The 14,689-nt window shown below is 43.1% G+C and carries 12 protein-coding genes and 1 tRNA gene; 8 read left to right on the top strand and 5 right to left on the bottom strand.

Annotated features, from left to right (window positions below):
• Positions 1 to 29 precede the first annotated feature (29 nt).
• Positions 30 to 842 (bottom strand): hypothetical protein, encoded by an 813-nt coding sequence (locus K9J17_00950; protein MCF8275273.1) that lies wholly within the window; start codon positions 840 to 842, stop codon positions 30 to 32.
• 153 nt (positions 843 to 995) lie between these two features.
• Here K9J17_00950 and K9J17_00955 point away from each other — a divergent pair, with 153 nt between their 5' ends.
• The 4 genes from K9J17_00955 to K9J17_00970 all read left to right on the top strand — a co-directional run bounded on the left by K9J17_00955 (position 996) and on the right by K9J17_00970 (position 5,024).
• Positions 996 to 2,030, top strand: coding sequence for an ABC transporter substrate-binding protein (locus K9J17_00955; GenBank protein MCF8275274.1), 1,035 nt, complete (start codon positions 996 to 998; stop codon positions 2,028 to 2,030).
• A gap of 24 nt (positions 2,031 to 2,054) precedes the next feature.
• Positions 2,055 to 2,759, top strand: a complete 705-nt coding sequence (locus tag K9J17_00960; protein ID MCF8275275.1) for an SDR family NAD(P)-dependent oxidoreductase — start codon at positions 2,055 to 2,057, stop codon at positions 2,757 to 2,759.
• Between the two features lie 61 nt (positions 2,760 to 2,820).
• Positions 2,821 to 4,287: a PQQ-dependent sugar dehydrogenase gene (locus K9J17_00965; GenBank protein ID MCF8275276.1), complete on the top strand. Its 1,467-nt coding sequence runs from the start codon at positions 2,821 to 2,823 to the stop codon at positions 4,285 to 4,287.
• On the top strand, positions 4,284 to 5,024 hold the full coding sequence (locus K9J17_00970; GenBank protein ID MCF8275277.1) for a hypothetical protein: 741 nt from the start codon (positions 4,284 to 4,286) through the stop codon (positions 5,022 to 5,024). Before K9J17_00965 ends, K9J17_00970 begins: the two co-directional genes overlap by 4 nt.
• Before the next feature lie 48 nt (positions 5,025 to 5,072).
• Here K9J17_00970 and K9J17_00975 read toward each other — a convergent pair whose 3' ends face one another.
• Positions 5,073 to 7,667: a M1 family peptidase gene (locus K9J17_00975; protein ID MCF8275278.1), complete on the bottom strand. Its 2,595-nt coding sequence runs from the start codon at positions 7,665 to 7,667 to the stop codon at positions 5,073 to 5,075.
• Positions 7,668 to 7,752: 85 nt separating this feature from the next.
• On the opposite strand from K9J17_00975, the gene K9J17_00980 reads away from it, so the two are divergent.
• Positions 7,753 to 8,256, top strand: a complete 504-nt coding sequence (locus K9J17_00980; GenBank protein MCF8275279.1) for an acetyl-CoA carboxylase biotin carboxyl carrier protein subunit — start codon at positions 7,753 to 7,755, stop codon at positions 8,254 to 8,256.
• Here the strand turns inward: K9J17_00980 and K9J17_00985 are convergent.
• Positions 8,253 to 9,182: a bifunctional hydroxymethylpyrimidine kinase/phosphomethylpyrimidine kinase gene (locus tag K9J17_00985; protein MCF8275280.1), complete on the bottom strand. Its 930-nt coding sequence runs from the start codon at positions 9,180 to 9,182 to the stop codon at positions 8,253 to 8,255. The genes K9J17_00980 and K9J17_00985 overlap by 4 nt on opposite strands.
• A gap of 75 nt (positions 9,183 to 9,257) precedes the next feature.
• Here K9J17_00985 and K9J17_00990 point away from each other — a divergent pair.
• Positions 9,258 to 9,331, top strand: a tRNA-Asn gene (locus K9J17_00990).
• Positions 9,332 to 9,492: 161 nt separating this feature from the next.
• Here the strand turns inward: K9J17_00990 and K9J17_00995 are convergent.
• Together K9J17_00995 and K9J17_01000 are read right to left on the bottom strand one after the other, a co-directional pair.
• Positions 9,493 to 10,248, bottom strand: a complete 756-nt coding sequence (locus K9J17_00995) for a hypothetical protein (GenBank protein ID MCF8275281.1) — start codon at positions 10,246 to 10,248, stop codon at positions 9,493 to 9,495.
• A gap of 594 nt (positions 10,249 to 10,842) precedes the next feature.
• Complete coding sequence (locus K9J17_01000) at positions 10,843 to 11,127, bottom strand: hypothetical protein (GenBank protein MCF8275282.1); 285 nt, start codon at positions 11,125 to 11,127, stop codon at positions 10,843 to 10,845.
• Positions 11,128 to 11,390: 263 nt separating this feature from the next.
• On the opposite strand from K9J17_01000, the gene K9J17_01005 reads away from it, so the two are divergent.
• Together K9J17_01005 and K9J17_01010 are read left to right on the top strand one after the other, a co-directional pair.
• On the top strand, positions 11,391 to 13,082 hold the full coding sequence (locus tag K9J17_01005; protein ID MCF8275283.1) for an RNA-directed DNA polymerase: 1,692 nt from the start codon (positions 11,391 to 11,393) through the stop codon (positions 13,080 to 13,082).
• Complete coding sequence (locus tag K9J17_01010) at positions 13,083 to 14,672, top strand: hypothetical protein (GenBank protein ID MCF8275284.1); 1,590 nt, start codon at positions 13,083 to 13,085, stop codon at positions 14,670 to 14,672.
• The last annotated feature ends 17 nt before the right edge of the window (positions 14,673 to 14,689 follow it).

Consider the following 14,689-nt stretch of genomic DNA (forward strand, 5'->3'; position numbering starts at 1 on the left):
AACGGCCTTTACTGTTTTGTTAAAATCAACTACTTCTTGAATGTTGCCGTTGCCGTACCGTAATTGAGGTAGTAAGTGCCCTTTTCCAATCCACTTACATCTACTCGTTTTGCAACTCCTTTGGCCACGATGTTTCCGTATCCATTGTAAATTTCATACAAGGTCATATCAGAGAAATTGAGTGCGTCATCTGCCTTCTTGCCATCGCCTGGTTGGAATGTGATCTCTGGAAGTGGCGAATTGATCTTGGCTTCAAACGAATAGCGAGGCTTTCCACGCTGATCCAGTTGTTTTACGCGAAATCTGTTCTGACCAGTATGAACCGTAGTAAGTTGAACTTCGTAATCGTTCTTTTCAGGATTTCCTTTGCCTTCAAATTCACCTACTTCAACCCATTTGTTCCAACGGAACTGCTCGATGGTGTAAGGAAGTTTTCCTGTTTCGTTCGAAGTTGTGAGTTCAAGCAATCCAGCTTTGCTGATACCAATTGAAGCCACCTCAAAGGTGCTCATCGGCTTAAGCACTTCAGGGTTTACAACCTTTGGCTTACAATCATCCTTGTGAGAAATTCTGATCTCAACAGCAGAACCAAGTTCCAACTGAAAGAAACTCAGGTCAATCTCATAAGCGCTTGAATTGATCTCGTCAGTTGTAACCTGACCGTTAACCTTTACTTCAAAGGTGCAAAAACCAACCCCTTCTGAGGCAAATGGATTCTGGACATACAGGTTTCTACCGTGGTAGTTTCCTTCCAAAAGAATGGTTCCTGCCATGGATGGCAAGGAGAAAAGTACTACAAGAACAGATAGAATCTGTTTTCTGCTGGTAAGGAGTTGTTTCATTTGTGTGGAAAACATGTTAGTAACAGGCAATATTACAGGGTTGTAAAGATAAATCAAAACAGATGCCAATTGAATGTGCAAGTTTTAGACAAATGGTCGACATACTTGATTTCTTTGAGCTTAAACGTTAATCTTGTGTAAAGCACTTAGGCAATGACACAAAGATATACCCGCGCCTTTCTACTCATATTTCTTTCCACGGTTACATTTTATTCGTGTGAAAGGGTTGAAAATACACAGACGCATCGGATAGCAAAGGGCAATGCCGAGGTAGGTGGATTGTTGAAAGTAGCCGTTCCGCAAAACCCTAAAACCTTCATACCAAGCCAAATAACAGATGCCGTATCTTCAGAAATAGGGCTTCATCTTCATTGCGGACTTTTGCGACTTGACGATCAATCGCTAGAGGTTCTTCCTGGATTGGCCGAAAGTTGGTCTGTTGATGATGCCGGCACATCGTATGTTTTCGCCCTTAGAAAAGGTGCCACATTTCACAGAGACGCGTGTTTCGGCAATAGTTCGAGAGAAATTACCGCCAAAGACTTTGCTTATAGTTTCGGTCGGCTTTGCGCCTCAGATGCAGCTGCTTTTGAAAGCACATTCAGTAATCGGGTTGTAGGAGCTGATGCATTTCACTCTGGAGAGTCTCAAGAACTAACAGGTGTAACAGTAATTGATGACTATAAACTGAAGATTCAACTACTGAAACCAGATAAGTCATTCCTATTCGTTTTGGCACAACCTTCTACTGCAGTTGTTTCTGAGAAGGCCGATCTGAAATATGCCGGAGAATCGAAGGTCGGTGCCGGGCCGTTCAAGTACAACCTTGATGAAAACGGATTGCTTCTTGAGCGGAATCCAGATTATTTCTTGAGTGACGCCTTTGGCAATCGTTTGCCTTACATCGATTCGCTTAGTTTCAAAACCATTTCAACAAAAGAAGAACAGTTAGCGGCTTTTTTCGATGGAGAAATTGACGTGGTTTCTGGGCTTTATCTTGATCCTGTGAAAGAGATTCTTGAACAGCACGTGGCTGAGTTTTCTGGAAAGCATCCGAAATTCGTGATGCAACGAGAGTCTGAATCGGTTGGTTATGAATCGTATTGCATTTATGATGCTGTGGTTAAAGACCTAGGCAACAACTTTATGGGTTATCGCGATTTTTCGCATGTTCAGATTGAACAATAACTACTGTTTCAAGCTTACACATTCATGGAATTAAAAGGAAAAATTGCGCTGGTAACGGGCGGAAGCAACGGTATTGGCAAAGAAATCGCTCTTCAACTTATTGAAGAAGGAGCCAAAGTATACATCACTGGAAGAAACAAGGAACGCTTAGAGGCCGCAGCATCCGAGATCGGAGCGCTTGCCATTCATGCCGATGCTTCGCTTCAATCAGATGTCAACAGCACCTTCGATCGCATCATGACTGAAAATGAATCGTTCGACATTTTGATAAATAATGCAGGATTTGGTGCTGGTTGGGCAGAATTGGGCGACCTGAACATGGACGACATGCTACGTGTCTATCAAACCAACGTTTTCGGTGCGGCCATGATGGGACAGGCAGCGGCAAACATTTTCAAAAAGCAGAAAGCTGGAAATATCGTGAACATCGGTTCTACCGCTTCGGTCAAAGGTTATGCTAAGGGAAGCATCTATTCTTCATCAAAATTTGCGCTTCGCGGATTAAGCCAATGCTGGCAAGCCGACCTAAGACCATATAACGTTCGCGTGATGCACGTGAATCCATCGGAGGTGACCACTGCGTTTGGCAAAGCAGACGGAGTAAGCAGAGATGAGGTTTCGAATAAGCTCAGACCAAAGGAGATTGCTGATGTAATTGTTGCTCAGCTAAAAATGGACGATCGCGGTTTTGTTCCTGAAGTGACAGTTTGGGCAACCAATCCTTTCTAAAAGTAAGGGATTCACGTAGTAGCGTGCTATATTTGGTTTTCACAATTCCAAATTGACCTTTATGATCAGAAAGTTTACGCTCCTATCCCTTTTTTCTATTTCAAGCTTTGGATTCGCTCTTGGGCAGCCAAGCACGGTTACTGTTGGAAATACTACACTTGATGTAAGGGTTGTCATTCAAGGAACCAATTCTACAAATGGAATAGATATTCCTTGGGAAATTACTTGGGGACCAGATGACCATATTTGGATGACCGAACGTTACGGACGCGTCAGTCGTCTGAACCCAGAAACGGGACAACGCACCACAATTCTCGATCTGACCAATACGGTTTACGATAATTCCGAAGCAGGCCTGCTAGGTTTGGCACTGCATCCAGATTTCGAGAATACACCGCAGGTTTTCTTGGCCTACACTTATTCAAGCGGAGGAATTAAGGAACGGGTTGTACGATACGACTATAACAGTACGAGTGGAATGCTTGAGAATCCATTGACGTTGGTGGAGGGGATTAATGGAAATACTACCCACATCGGATGCCGATTATTTGTCCTGCCTGACAATACACTACTTGCAACCACTGGTGATTATCAAAATCAATCTTCACCTCAAAACGAGACTTCTGTGAGCGGCAAGATATTGAGAATGAACTTTGACGGCAGCATACCTGACGACAATCCCTTCGGGACAAGTAGCTATATCTATTCGAAAGGACACAGAAACGCGCAGGGATTGGCGCTGGCTCCAAACGGCATTCTTTACAGTTCTGAGCATGGTCCAACCACGAATGACGAGTTCAACATCATCGTTCCTGGTGGGAATTATGGTTGGCCAGATGTAGAAGGATTCTGCACAGGTGCTGAACTTAGCGACTGCAACGCCATGACCAATTATCAAGACCCATTGGCCATTTGGTATCAGAGTTCTACCATTGCCCCTTCTGACCTCATTTGGTACGACCATCCTGCCATTCCAGAATGGCAAGGAAAAATGTTGATGACCGTACTAAAGGCAGAGCATCTGAAGGTAATTGAAGTTGACAACATGGATGGAACAACCGTGGTAAGTCAGGAGATTCTATTCAATAACGCCCATGCAAACAATCCTTCTTCCTCTTTTAGCAGCGGATTGTTCGATCGATTAAGAGACATCTGCATGTCACCAGATGGACGGGTTTTTCTTGCTACCAACGGGCCATCTTGGGGAACCAGTCTAACATGGCAGAATTCCATCATCGAGCTGAAAAATTCAGCTTACATCGCAACTTCTGTCGAACACGCAGTTAAGCAGATCCGTACGCAGGTTTATCCGAATCCAAGCAGTGGCAGCACCAATTTGGTATTCGATGAGGCAATGATCGGTTCTGCGTTTTCCATCTGCGATCAGGTTGGCCGCGTGGTTTACACTGGAATTGTTAGCGCGCGAAAGACGGTACTTGATCTTTCTGATCTGGCACCTGGTTTGTACACCCTGCTCTCGTCCAATTCGAATTATTCAACAAACGAAAGGATATTGATTACCGAATGAGACATCTTTCCATTGTTTTCCTTTTCCTGGTTTTGAATTCCTCTTTGCATGCACAAGTAAATAATGCTGAGTTTGACAACGTTGCCAAGAAATATGAAAAAGGCAGTTTTGAATCAGCGCTCGAATCGGCCGAAGCGCTGATGGACAACGACAAATACCGCAAAAATCCGGAGCCTTATCTGTGGGCTTCCATGTGTTTCTACGAGTTGTCGAAGTCTGATGATGAGAAAATCAAAGAGCGCTATAAATCCGCTTTTCGCGATGCATTGAAATTTGCTGGCAAAGCCGTTTCTAAGGATAAGGAAGGGGCAATAGTAACGGACAATCAAGAATATTTTGATCTGATGAAGAAAGAAGGGATTGCCGCAGCAAGAGCTTTCGAGAAGGAAAATGATTACCGAAAGGCATCGTATACCTACAAACAATTGCAAGACATTGCGCCAAACGATGCATTCATCCAATTTGCAAAAGGAGTAACGGATATCCGATTGAGTTCCATGTTTGAAGCTGAGCGCGAGATCAAAGCAAGCTTTCCTGTTTTGGAGGAGAATTATCGTAACCTAGATTACAAACCAGACCCGATCAGTTCACCACTCTTAAAAGAAGCTGTGGTCTATTACATCGATCATCTTACAGAGGTCAATTATCTCGATTCTGCAAAGACCGTGTTGCTTACCGCCCGCGTTTTCTTTCCGCTGGATGAAGAAATAAAAGGAAAGCTGGAAGGTTTGAAATAATCAAACTTCCGTTCAGGAATTGTTGCTGTTCCCTACCTGATTCTGAGCTTATTCGCCCAACATTCCTTTGATCATATCATTGGTTTCCTTGGCTTTCACCTCATCAATTACTGATGCGATAGTTTCCACCAACGACTTGGCTTCGGCCGAATCCTGCGCTTCGGCAGATTGGCGAAGACCCATCAAAACCTGAAGTGAAGAAAGGCGCATCCACCATGCTCCTTCGTTAAGAGCAAGATCCTTCAGCATTCCAAGTCCTTTTGTTTGGGTTGCGATGTCTTGCTTCATCAAGTATTTACCAAAGATCTGAACGTAAACGTATTTCTCGTTCGGATCAGAAATCTTATCAATACCATTCAGGAAGAAATCGATTTCTTCGGCACCACCTTTTTGAGAATAGAGCGATGCAATAGACGACACAAGCGAACCTGAAGCATCTTTTTCAGCTTCTTTGGCCAAGCTTAGCGCACGGTTCTCATCATACTCGGCTATTGCCTTAAGCGCTGCGCCTAAAACCATGTATGATCGATCTTTCATTGCGCCTTCAATCACCAATTTCACGTTTGGATCGCTGCTAAATGTTTCTGCCAAAAGTGCCAACGCTTCTGCGCGTACCAGCGATTTTTGGTCTTTCTGAGTCAACCAGATCAACTTGTTTTTAAGAAGCGAAGTATCTGCCACTGCTTTTCCTTTCAGCGATGCAAGTGCTATTCTCCGCGCAGCCCAGTACGTGTCGTCCAGTGCATTCAGAATTGCATCCAAGGCAGCAGGATCATTTGATGCTTTCAGACCATTCATGGCTTCCACCTTATCTAAGAACAGTGGCGCATTTTTCAGTTTGAAAATATTCTCTTCTTCAGAAATGGTTTCCTCTTTTGTTCCCAAAAGCATGTTCTCTGCATCAACAATTACAAGCGATGGCTTGCCCAACACATCGAAATCAAATGTCTGCTCTTCATCTGTAAGGTCAATTCGATATCTGTTAACAGCTCCTCCGAAATACACATCCACATCCATCGGAATTCTGTACAGAGGGAATTCTTTCAGGTCTTGAGTTTGGCTGATGGTTACGCTGTATTTCTTCATCTCCTCGTTGTAATTGTGAGCGATCTTCAGGTTTGGGTGACCTTTGTCCAAGAACCATTGGTTGAAGAACCAATTGAGGTCCATTCCGGTCACTTTCTCCATGGCCAAACGCAATTGGTGAATTTCCACCGACTGGAATTTATTGTCATTCAAATAAAGGTTCAAGCCTTTGAAGAATGCCTCGTCTCCAATTGTTTTGCGAAGCATATGCAGAATACGTCCGCCTTTGTTGTATGAATGCGCATCAAACATGTCCTCTTTATTGTCATAATAAAATCGGATCATGTCTACTGGACCGCCAGATTGGGCCAAAGAAGCTATGTACTGACGCATTTGCTCGTAACCGTGCTTGTCAGCCTCATCGCGACCATGACGATGCTCTAGCCATAGATATTCGCCATAGGTGGCAAAGGATTCGTTGAGCGGCAAATTGCTCCAGCTTTCGCAGGTTACAAGATCACCGAACCAATGGTGAAACAACTCGTGCGCAATGATCTCTTCGTTGTCGCCATCAATCAGTTCGCGCTCGGTGCGTTGCACAAATTCGCCATGAATGGTAGCAGTGGTGTTTTCCATGGCACCAGAAACATAATCGCGCACAACAATTTGGCTGTATTTCTCCCAAGCGTATGGATAATCGAGCACGTCTGAATAGAAATCGAGCATGTTTGGCGTTTCTCCAAAAATGGCCTTCGCATATGGCTCAAACGCTGGCTCAACGTAGTAATCCACATCAATTCCTTTCCACTTATCTTTTATCACAGCAAACTCACCAACGGCCATCATGGCCAAATAAGGCGCGTGTGGTTTGGTCTGTTTCCAATGGTCAGTTCTTGTTCCGTCTCCGTTTGGACGTGAACTCAGCAATAATCCATTTGAAAGGGTCACGTAACGGCTATCAACGGTTATTTTGATGTCCTGCGTCATGTTCTCATTCGGAGAATCGATGGTAGGGAACCAGCAAGAACTTGATTCGGTCTCGCCCTGCGTCCAGATCTGTTTTGGCTTGTCTTTATCCTCGCCTAGTGGATTGATGAAATAAAGTCCTTTGGCATCTGTGATGGCTGCGCTTCCTTCCGCTTCCAATTCTTCCGGTTTGGCCACATAATCTACCCAAATGATCAGCGTTTCGTTGCGCGCATATTCCTTATCCAGTTCAATGAAGATCTTCTCGTTATCGTAGGTGTATTTCAGCGATTGCAGGTTTCCATCCTTTTTAATGCTCACCGCCCGAAGGTCAAAACCTTTGGCATCGAGCGTCAGCTTTTTGCTTGAATAGAAATAAGGCTGTAGCGTGAGCTCTGCTTTGCCGATCAACTGTTGCTTGGTCCAATCGAAGCGAACATCCAGCGAAGTATGAAGCAGGTCGAACGTACGGGTGTTGGAAGCCATGTACGTGCGGGTTTCCTTTTCAATCGGCTCCTCTACTACTATTTCAATCCCATCTGTTTCTGACGCAACTGCAGTTGTCTGTTTCTGTGTTTTGCAGGCACCTAGGCCAAGGGCCATTACAAGTACTCCGATGATCCACGCATTATTCTGAGTAAGAATTCTCATTCTATTCTTTTCTTTGATTTTTTTAACGGTCGGCAAAAATAGCTTAAGCCTATAGAATGCAGCGGCCATTAGCGATTTTTAAGATATGAGCAAACGTGTTAAGGTTTCCGGGTCAGAGTTTCTGGTCGATTTTGAAGAGGAAAACAAGAAGACTGGAACCGTAAATGGAAAAGCGTTCAGTTGGGATGTAAGCAAAATTTCGCCCAAGGTATATCACATCCTAAAAGACAATCGCTCTTTTAATGTAGAAGTATTGGGCAAGGTTGATGGCATTCATCAACTTAAAGTGAACGGTACGATATACGAAGCTCAGACCATCGACCAGTTTGACGAATTGCTGAAAAGCCTTGGGATGGAAAAAGGAGCTGCGGGAAAAGTAAACGAGCTGAAAGCCCCAATGCCCGGAATGGTTCTTCACATAGACGTCAGACCTGGCGACCAATTGAAAAAAGGCGACCGTGTATTGGTGCTGGAAGCCATGAAAATGGAAAACGTCATCAAAGCACCGGCAGATGTTACCGTTGCTTCAATAGAAGTTGAGACAGGAAAAACCGTAGACAAGAACCAAGTAATGGTCCGATTCGCTTAATCGTTTACCAACGAAATATCGAACTGAACAAGGTCGATGAAATCCTGAACACGATCATCGATTTCATCTTGAGAAAGGTCGATCAGTCTTTCTGTTCCGAATTTCTCTACACAGAATGAAGCCATTGCTGAGCCAAAAATGATGGCGCGCTTCATATTGTCGAATGAAATGTCGCGTGTGCTAGCCAAATAGCCAATGAATCCACCTGCAAAGCTGTCGCCAGCGCCTGTTGGATCAAAAACTTCTTCAAGTGGCAAGGCAGGTGCGAAAAACACCGATTCCTTATTGAACAGCAAGGCTCCGTGTTCTCCTTTCTTAATGACCAAGTATTGTGGTCCCATTTCGAGAATGATCTGAGCTGCTTTTACCAACGAATATTCTCCCGAAAGCTGACGAGCTTCTGCATCGTTAATGGTCAGCACATCCACTTTTTTAAGCACCGCCTTCAGTTCATCCATCATGATGTCCATCCAGAAATTCATGGTGTCCAACACCACCAATTTTGGGCGGTTTTTCAATTGATCGATCACTGACATTTGAACAGCCGGTGTCAAATTGCCCAACATCAGAAACTCACAGTTCTGATATGCATCCAGCACCACTGGCTCAAAATCGGCCAATACGTTCAGTTCGGTTGCCAAGGTATCGCGCGTATTCATATCGTTGTGATACTTACCTGCCCAGAAAAAGGTCTTTTCGCCTTCTTTGATCTGAATACCGTCTGTATTGGCACCATGATTCCTCAGATTGGCCAAGGCATCTGCCGGAAAATCGTCTCCAACCACCGAAACCATATTGATCTTTTTGGTGAAATAAGATGCAGCAAGCGCAATGTATGTAGCGGCACCACCGATTATCTTATCGGTCTTCCCGAATGGAGTTTCAATAGCATCGAAGGCAACGGTTCCAACTGTAAGTAGGCTCATTTTTAGCGGATTTGAAATTTTTGCCAAAGGTATTGGATTATATTAGTGAGCAAACTACATTTGCAGCCCTTAAATTCCTCCTTAGCTCAGCTGGTTAGAGCATCTGACTGTTAATCAGAGGGTCCTTGGTTCGAGCCCAAGAGGAGGAGCAGAAACCCCGCCAATGGCGGGGTTTTTTGTTTTCATCCCCTTCCTTTCTGCGCCAATAAAAAACCCCGCTCTGGTTCCGGAACGGGGTTTTTTCTGCTTTCTGAGGTCTGACATCTCACATCTCGTATCTGCTATCTGACATCTGGTATCCGGCAACTCATCAAACAACCACACTCTGAACCACTGTACTCCACGAGCTGCTGTTCTCCTCCTTGCTGGCATTTACCCAGCGGAAAAAGGCATAGATCCGCTTCCCGCTATGTTCCTGTCCGAGCGAAGCAATGAAGATGGCCTTCTTGCTGATCTTGCTGTAAGGACATTCCGCTGCGGTGGTCGGTACTTTCTGAGCACCGGCCGCGGTATCTGATGGAGGCCTCGGGATGGTCGGATCAGGTATCGGAAAACTCCCCGTATCCTGACCCACGCTCACCAGCGCATAGCGCATCTCCACATGGTCCGCATCAGGGTGCTTGCTGGCACGGTTACCGTCTTCGGTGGTGCGTACACGGATCTTCACATCACCCCCTTCCATCGGAATGATCTTGGCCAGCGGTGTGGTTTCGATCTTGGTTCTTTCGGTAGGCGCATCGCGCTCGGATAGGTGCAACGCACCCCTGTCATCGCTTGTAAGGGCAGGCGACACGCTCATCCTCGTCAGCAAAGGGTTGGCAAATTGAATGAAGGCTTTTTTCTGAAGGTCCTTTTCGGCCGTGATGGTTTTTGTCCGTTTCGAAGCATCCTTATGCTTGGCATAGATAAGCACCCAAGCGTCCCGTCTGCTACTCCATTCGGTCAGTTCGCCAACCGTCAGGCCAAGACGTTCGCCATTGGTAGGTGTTTCCGCTTCCAGATAATCTGTCGTTGAAGTGATGTAGGAGTCGAAACCCCCGTCTGATTGATCTATTCTAGTTGGCATTTGTTCTCGTATTTAAACGTGTTTGTAAAAAATGATCTGGGTTCTGAGGCTTCGCCCCTTCATTGAAGCATTCCGCTGCAACTTCTATGGAGCCCTTACAGAGCAGCGCTTCAAATGGCCCGCGCCCCCAATTACCGGCCAAAAGGAAGACAGGGTCCACCTTCGGGTCAGGAATCCCATCCCAAGGGAGGAGAAGTAATTCCTTAAGGACGAGATATTATTCCTTAAGGAGGAATCATATTTCCTTAGGGAGGAGAAACAATTCCTTAAGGACGAGATACTGTTCCTTAAGGAGGAATCATATTTCCTTAAGGACGAGATACTATTCCTTAAGGAGGAATCATTGTTCCTTAAGGAAGAGATGGTATTCCTACAGGAAGGGTTATTATTCCTTACGGAGGAGATAGCTGGCAACAAAACGAGGACAGCTTCGTTTCTCAGGCAATAAACTGACAGTAAGCCACTTACATTGATGATTTTTAAATCCTGTTCTGACCTGTTCATGACCTTTGGCCCTTGGTTTACCCAAATTTCAAAAGGCATTTCGGTTGTTGCAAGCGCTAAATTTTGCGGCCTACAGCGGGAATCAGCAAGCTATTTCAGTTCTAATTTTCGCGCGAGCAAGAGAAGCCTATAGGCACCGAATGTGCTGTAGGTATTCAGCAGTTTCCGCGCGTTCTTCAACCGTCTGTTGATGCAGTAAATGCTCACACCTTCTTCTGCGGCAATGTCATCAACCAACTTCTCCATGGCAGAGGCCTCCACGGCCCGAAGCATTTCGGGGGTTATCTCACTAAGTTTCTTTGCATCCAGATATACCACGCCTTTGGCAGTGTGTACAAGCAAGGCTTGCTCTTCCGGTGGCGTTGGGGTTGACACGTGTGCGGGTAGAACAACAACACTAAGTTATCTGATCCCCTAAAATGCCACAATACCAAATTGCGGCCATAAATTACAGTTCTAAAAAAGCTCCTGAAGCGCAGGGGCAAGGTGTTGGAAATGTGGGCGGGGGTTTGTAGTATTGGGAAACTGTAAGAAGGAATATGGCAAGATTACGAATCGGTGAGCTAAACAGCGTTGAGCATTAATGAAAAATCGTTTTTCAAGACCACAAAAACAACAACCTTTAATTGAATCATCAAATGACGAAAGACCCAACCACTAGTCGAAGTAATCTTTCAGAGGTTGTTATTGGTGGCATCACTTACAACCTAGAAATATCCTTAAAACGACTTAAGCAAGATCTTCGAGATGACTGGTTTCCAGATTTCCTAGACTTCAAAGACTTATTCGATAACAAGGACTTTTTTCTAAATCAATTAAAAAAGTACACGGGTACAAACGACCTCTACGAACCTGGGAATTCATTACACTTTGATATTCCAAAACCTGGCTTTACCGTTAGATACTCAAGTGAGACAAATATTGTTGACCGATTAATGTACCAAGCTTGCGTTGACAAACTAGGCCCAGAACTTGACTCTATACATTCAGAATCCATTTATTCTCATAGAATAGATACCGACAGAGGTGAGAAATACTTTTTTAGATATCCAGTGGAAGAATGGAATAAGTTTCTTACCGATGCCAAAATCGAATTAGATAAAAACGAAAATGAGGTATTGCTAATAACCGACCTTTCCAACTACTACGAATCCATAAGTATTAAGGACTTAATCACCACTCTGGATTTTCAGATTGATTCCCTCATCAAGAACAAGGACAAGAACAAGGAATTAAAAAAGGTATCCAGTCAAATAAAGAAACTCTTGGATAGGTGGTGCGAGCCTAATACCAAAAGAGGTATCCCACAGAACCGTGACGCTTCCTCTTTTCTTTCCAATATTTTTTTGAACCCTGTTGATGATAGCATGCTAAAATCTGGATACAAATATTTCAGGTATATGGATGATATTCGAGTCGTTTGTAAAAATAAGTTTGAGGCCAGAAAAGCATTAAAGCTTTTGGTTAGCGAACTGAGAAAAAAAGGACTTAACGTAAACTCGAAAAAGACTGAAATATTAGACTTAAACAACGGTTCACAGCGACTTCTTATAAACGAGGCTCTACAGAAGAATGACAAACAAATTGAGCAGATTGAAAACCTTCTAAAATCAAGACAAGCTAGGGGTGTACAAATTGCCATTCCAATGCTAAGAAAAAAAACTATCTCCCTGATTGAAAATGGCGTGACTCTGGAAAGACATTTTAGGTTTTGTGTGAACCGCCTGGAACGGTTAGTTAGAATACCTGAAATAAGAAATAAGATTGATATCGATGACATCACGGACGCTGTAATTAACCAACTCATTGACCAGCCGTGGTCTACAGATTCATTTGCTCGATATTTAATTAGTACCCCTCTCTCGGACTACCATCTACAGAGAATTGCGAGCTTGCTATTGGATGATGAAAAAAACATTTATGAGTGGCAAGAATATCACATTTGGAGAATTTTAATCAATCACAATTGTAAGGAGGCTTCATTAATTCTAAAGGCAAGGCATAACTTGGAGCATCGTGCAACAAATCACCCCATTATAGCAGGTTCAACTCTTTACTTATGTTCTCTTGGAGATGGTAACGACAGGAAACATGTAGCCGACAATTTTCAAAACCTAACCAATTTCTTCGTGCAAAGGACTGCTCTTATTGGTATTAAAGAATTGGATTATACAACCATAATTAAAGGTTCAGTGGAAAAATTCATGGACGATTGCCATAAAGGAAGTTATCGGGTACTAAACAAGGATTTTACTGGTGTCTATTCCATACCACCTTCAAAATTGAACTTCAAGGATTTTTATGACGAATTGCCAGAATTCATATCATAGATGAAATTATTCTTAGCGCATAGAATTGATATTTACAACCAGGCCGACTCCTTTTATGTCGGTCTCTTTGAAGATGGGGAATACCGAAAACTCTCTATTGAGGAAATTCGAGATTATCAACATGAAATTATCACTTACAACTTAAATCATTTACTAGACCATCTTAGAATGGTTTACGAAGGAAACTTACCGATAATAACCGATTTAGGCCAAATAATTAAAATCAACACGGGTAGGTCGAAGAAAACCTATTCCAAGAAGAAATATCCTTGGATTTTTTGGAACAGAATTCACAGAGACCTAGGGGAAGAAGAATCAAATCGATTGTATTCAATAATTAGGGAAGGAACGGAAGAGAAACAACTGGTTGAAACCTTGAAAGCCTTAGCAACCAAGGTAAAAAAGTTCTACGAAGTGTCTTTTATTAATCTTAAGGAATTAAAACAAGAATCCAGATTTAACAATCTAGAAAATGCCATACAACAAGTGCTCAACGAGCGGCAAGTTGAAGGCATACACGTAGATGTCGAGAAGCTTGATGGTTTGATTACTGAACTGGAAACGAATAAAAATGCACTAGTCAATAGACTGAGATACAAGTATGGAATTATCAACCTAGACTACAAGTACCTCAGACGATTTCTCATCAAAAAAGGATTCAAACTTTCCAACAAGGATTTCGACCATTTTAATCTTATTAGCTTCCTAAAAAACGAAAAAATTAGTTCGGAGCTCTGTAAAGACATCTACATTACCATACGGGTAAAGTCTGACTATGAAAAGCTGAAGCAATACATTATTGAAGAGGGCAATTTAATATTTCCGGTATTTGATTGCATAGGAACAATTACATCTAGAATCCTAATCAATTACCCACACATTCAGCAGCTAAAACGAGAGAACCGAACAATCTTTAGAGCAAAGGAGGGATATGCCTTGCTTTACTGTGACTACAATCAATTTGAGCCTGGTATTCTTGCTTCTAACTGTAAAGACGAGGCAATGCTCGATTTGTATAACAGTAGTGACATCTATACAAGTTTTAGCGAATACATATTTGGAACGAAGGCGTTGCGTAAAGAGGCCAAAGTCTTGTTTCTTTCTTATTTGTATGGAATGTCAAACAAGAAATTAGTGTCCTCAATCAATCGGGTCATTACATCGAAAGGGTTAACTCAGAATACATCTGCAACGGAATTCTTTTCCAAATTTGAAAAATTGGAGATGTTCAAATTATCAGAATATGAAAAAGCAGTTAATCAAGGATATATTCAATCGGAAACTACCCTTCGCAGAAACATCAAAAAAACAAAGGATGGGAAAAAAGGAAAAAAATCAGAAACTCGGTTTGTTCTGAGCCAACTAATCCAAGGACAAGCCTCATTCATACTCAAGTCTGCCATACTCGAAGTATCGCAAGACAGTGAAATTGAATTCTTAGTTCCAATGCATGATGCCGTACTCTATCAAGTTCCGAAAAGTAAGATTGAAGAAAAGAAGGAACATATTGAAACGGTTTTTCTAAAGAATTTTCTGGCTTTATGTCCAGATATAAATGCTAAAGTGGATTTCAAGGCATTTGAGGAATAAGCTCCCCCAAGCTCGCG

The sequence above is a fragment of the Flavobacteriales bacterium genome, assembly GCA_021739695.1.
In the GTDB taxonomy this organism is placed as follows: Bacteria; Bacteroidota; Bacteroidia; order UBA10329; family UBA10329; genus UBA10329.

Coding starts and splice junctions, on each gene's coding strand:
- K9J17_00975 (MCF8275278.1), bottom strand. CDS start 7,667: ATGAGAATTCTTACTCAGAATAATGCGTGGATCATCGGAGTACTTGTA.
- K9J17_00985 (MCF8275280.1), bottom strand. CDS start 9,182: ATGAGCCTACTTACAGTTGGAACCGTTGCCTTCGATGCTATTGAAACT.
- K9J17_00965 (MCF8275276.1), top strand. CDS start 2,821: ATGATCAGAAAGTTTACGCTCCTATCCCTTTTTTCTATTTCAAGCTTT.
- K9J17_00950 (MCF8275273.1), bottom strand. CDS start 842: ATGAAACAACTCCTTACCAGCAGAAAACAGATTCTATCTGTTCTTGTA.
- K9J17_01005 (MCF8275283.1), top strand. CDS start 11,391: ATGACGAAAGACCCAACCACTAGTCGAAGTAATCTTTCAGAGGTTGTT.
- K9J17_01010 (MCF8275284.1), top strand. CDS start 13,083: ATGAAATTATTCTTAGCGCATAGAATTGATATTTACAACCAGGCCGAC.
- K9J17_00955 (MCF8275274.1), top strand. CDS start 996: ATGACACAAAGATATACCCGCGCCTTTCTACTCATATTTCTTTCCACG.
- K9J17_00960 (MCF8275275.1), top strand. CDS start 2,055: ATGGAATTAAAAGGAAAAATTGCGCTGGTAACGGGCGGAAGCAACGGT.
- K9J17_00970 (MCF8275277.1), top strand. CDS start 4,284: ATGAGACATCTTTCCATTGTTTTCCTTTTCCTGGTTTTGAATTCCTCT.
- K9J17_00980 (MCF8275279.1), top strand. CDS start 7,753: ATGAGCAAACGTGTTAAGGTTTCCGGGTCAGAGTTTCTGGTCGATTTT.
- K9J17_00995 (MCF8275281.1), bottom strand. CDS start 10,248: ATGCCAACTAGAATAGATCAATCAGACGGGGGTTTCGACTCCTACATC.